The sequence below is a fragment of the Saccharomonospora iraqiensis subsp. paurometabolica YIM 90007 genome, assembly GCF_000231035.2.
In the GTDB taxonomy this organism is placed as follows: domain Bacteria; phylum Actinomycetota; class Actinomycetes; order Mycobacteriales; family Pseudonocardiaceae; genus Saccharomonospora; species Saccharomonospora paurometabolica.
In genome coordinates, this window is sequence record NZ_KI912233.1 from 18402 (window position 1) to 21177 (window position 2776).

At 74.9% G+C, this 2776-nt stretch carries 2 protein-coding genes; both read left to right on the forward strand.

Features of this window, described 5'->3' with window-relative positions:
• Positions 1 to 105: 105 nt before the first annotated feature.
• Positions 106 to 1065 carry an ABC transporter ATP-binding protein gene (locus tag SACPADRAFT_RS27055; protein WP_007027158.1) on the forward strand — a complete coding sequence of 320 codons (960 nt, stop codon included), beginning with the start codon at positions 106 to 108 and terminating at the stop codon, positions 1063 to 1065.
• Positions 1062 to 2705: an ABC transporter permease gene (locus SACPADRAFT_RS0211380; protein ID WP_007027159.1), complete on the forward strand. Its 1644-nt coding sequence runs from the start codon at positions 1062 to 1064 to the stop codon at positions 2703 to 2705. The genes SACPADRAFT_RS27055 and SACPADRAFT_RS0211380 overlap by 4 nt, the downstream gene beginning before the upstream one ends.
• Positions 2706 to 2776 lie beyond the last annotated feature (71 nt).

The window sequence follows — 2776 nt, forward strand, 5'->3', positions numbered from 1 at the left end:
GCGGCGCGGGTGTCCGGGCCGCGGCCCCGGGCCACGCCGCCGCGACAGCACGACCCCGGGCCACGGACTGTGGCGACCCCGGCCGGTCGCTGTAACTTGGGGCACATGGACCCCGCCATCGCGATCTCCGGTCTGCGCAAGACGTTCGGGGCGACCGTGGCGCTCGACGGCCTCGACCTCTCCGTCGCCCCCGGGGAGATCCACGGCTTCCTCGGCCCCAACGGGTCGGGCAAATCCACCACGGTCCGGATCCTGCTGGGCCTGCTGCGCGCCGACGCGGGTTCCGTCCGGTTGCTCGGCGGCGACCCGTGGCGGGACGCGACCCGGCTGCACCGGCGGCTCGCCTACGTTCCGGGCGACGTCTCCCTCTGGCCGACGCTCAGCGGTGGCGAGGTGATCGATCTGCTGGGGCGGCTGCGGGGCGGGCTGGATCCCGGCCGCCGTGCGGAACTGATCGACCGGTTCGACCTCGACCCGCACAAGAAGGGCCGCGCCTACTCGAAGGGCAACCGGCAGAAGGTGGCGCTGGTGGCGGCACTGGCCTCGGACGCCGAACTGCTGATCCTGGACGAGCCGACGGCGGGGCTCGACCCGCTGATGGAGGCCACCTTCCGGGAGATCCTGCGCGAGGAACGCGGCCGGGGCCGCACGGTCCTGTTGTCCAGTCACATCCTGGCCGAGGTCGAGGCGCTGTGCGACCGGGTGAGCATCATCCGTGCGGGTCGCACGGTCGAGGCGGGCACCCTGGGCGAGCTGCGGCACCTCACCCGGACGTCCGTCTCCGCCGAGCTCGCGGGCGCGCCGGACGGGCTCACCGAGCTGGCCGACGTCCACGACCTGCGGGTGGACGGCCACCACGTCGAGTTCGACGTCGAGTCGCACGCGCTCGACGCGGCACTGCGCTCGCTCACCGGCGTCGGGGTGCGCAGCCTGACCAGCCGCCCGCCGACGTTGGAGGAGCTGTTCCTGCGGCACTACACCGACAACGCGGCGGACGGGGCAGCGGACAGGGGCGCCGACGGGGCGACCGGTGCCGACCGCGCGGGGCCGGAGCGCTCCCGGTGACGGCCGCGGCGACCACGGACACGCGGACCGTCGGGAAACCCGGCCCCGGCCGCCTCACCGGCACGGGACGGCTGCTGCGCCTCGCACTGCGCCGCGACCGCGTGGCGTTGCCGGTGTGGCTGCTGGTGCTCGCGTCGATCCCGGCGATCACGGTCGGCGAGTACGCCCGGCTCTACCCCGACCCGGCGCAGCGTGCGGCCCTGACCCGGAGCCTGGGCGGCAACCCGTCGATCACCCTGCTCTACGGCCCCGCCCACGACCTGTCCACGGCCGGCGGGTTCACCGCGTGGCGCTTCGGCACCCTGCTGCCGGTGTTCCTGGCACTGGTGTGCGTGTTCACGCTGACCCGGCACACCCGGCAGGAGGAGGAGACCGGCAGGCAGGAGCTGCTGGCGTCCACGGTGGTCGGGCGGGCGGCACCGTTGACCGCCGCGCTCCTGCTCTCCGCCGGGTTCGGACTGCTCACCGGCCTGGTCACCGCGGGCGCGCTGACGGTCTCCGGCACGGCCGTGCCCGGATCGCTGGCATTCGGCCTGGGCCTCACCTCGGTGGCGTGGGTGTTCACCGGCGTGGCGGCGGTCACCGCCCAACTGGCCGAGTACGCCCGCACGGCCAACGGCCTCGCCGGCGGGGCACTGGGCGTCACGTTCGCGCTGCGCGGCATCGGGGACTCGGCGGACGGGTTCACGTGGGTGTCCTGGCTCTCGCCGATCGGGTGGTCCACCCGGATTCAGCCGTTCGCGGGGAACCGGTGGTGGGTCCTGCTGGTTCCGGCGGTGGTGGCCGTCGCGCTCGTCGTCACGGCGTTCGTGCTCCGGCCACGCCGCGACCTCGGCCTCGGCCTGCTGCCCGCCTCGCTCGGCCCCGCGACCGCGTCGCCACGCCTGCGGACACCGTTCGCGCTCGCCTCCCGGCTCCACCGGGGGATGCTGCTCGGCTGGGTGGTGAGCTTCGCGGTGTTCGGCGCGCTGTTCGGCGCCCTCGCCTCGGACGTGGGCGACATCGTGGGCGACAGCGCCGAGATGCGCGCGACGCTGGCCCGCATGGGCGGCTCCGAGGGGGTGGTGGACGCCTTCCTCGCCACGATGGCCAACTTCGCGGGGATGGTGGCGGCGCTGTTCGCGGTGCAGGCCGCCCTGCGGATGCGGGCGGAGGAGTCCGCCGTCCGGCTGGAGCCGTTGCTGGCCACCGGGGTGAGCCGGATCCGCTGGATCACCGGGCATCTGGGGTTCGTGCTCGGCGGCAGCGCCGCCCTCGTCGGCACGGCCGGTGCGGTCATGGGCGCGGTTCACGGGTTACGGACCGGGGACGTCGACGGTGGGTTCGGCGACGTGTTCGTGGGATGCCTCGCACAGATCCCGGCGGTGTGGGTGGTGGCCGGGACCGCGGTCGCCCTGTTCGGGCTCGTGCCGCGGGTGGCCCCGGGGGCGTGGGGCGTGGCGGCGGTGTTCGTGCTGATCAGCCTGTTCGGCCCGGTGCTGAACCTCGGGCAGGCGGTGCTGAACCTCTCACCGTTCGACCACGTCCCCCGGCTGCCCGGTGCGGCGTTCACCGCGACGCCGCTCGTGTGGCTCACCGTCGTGGCCGCGGCACTGCTCACGGCGGGGGTGTGGGGATTCCGCCGCCGCGACGTGGGGTGAGCGGCCGGCCGGGTCGGCCCGGGGGCCGGTTCAGTCCGCGCGCACCGTGCCGTCGGCGGCGACGGTGACGT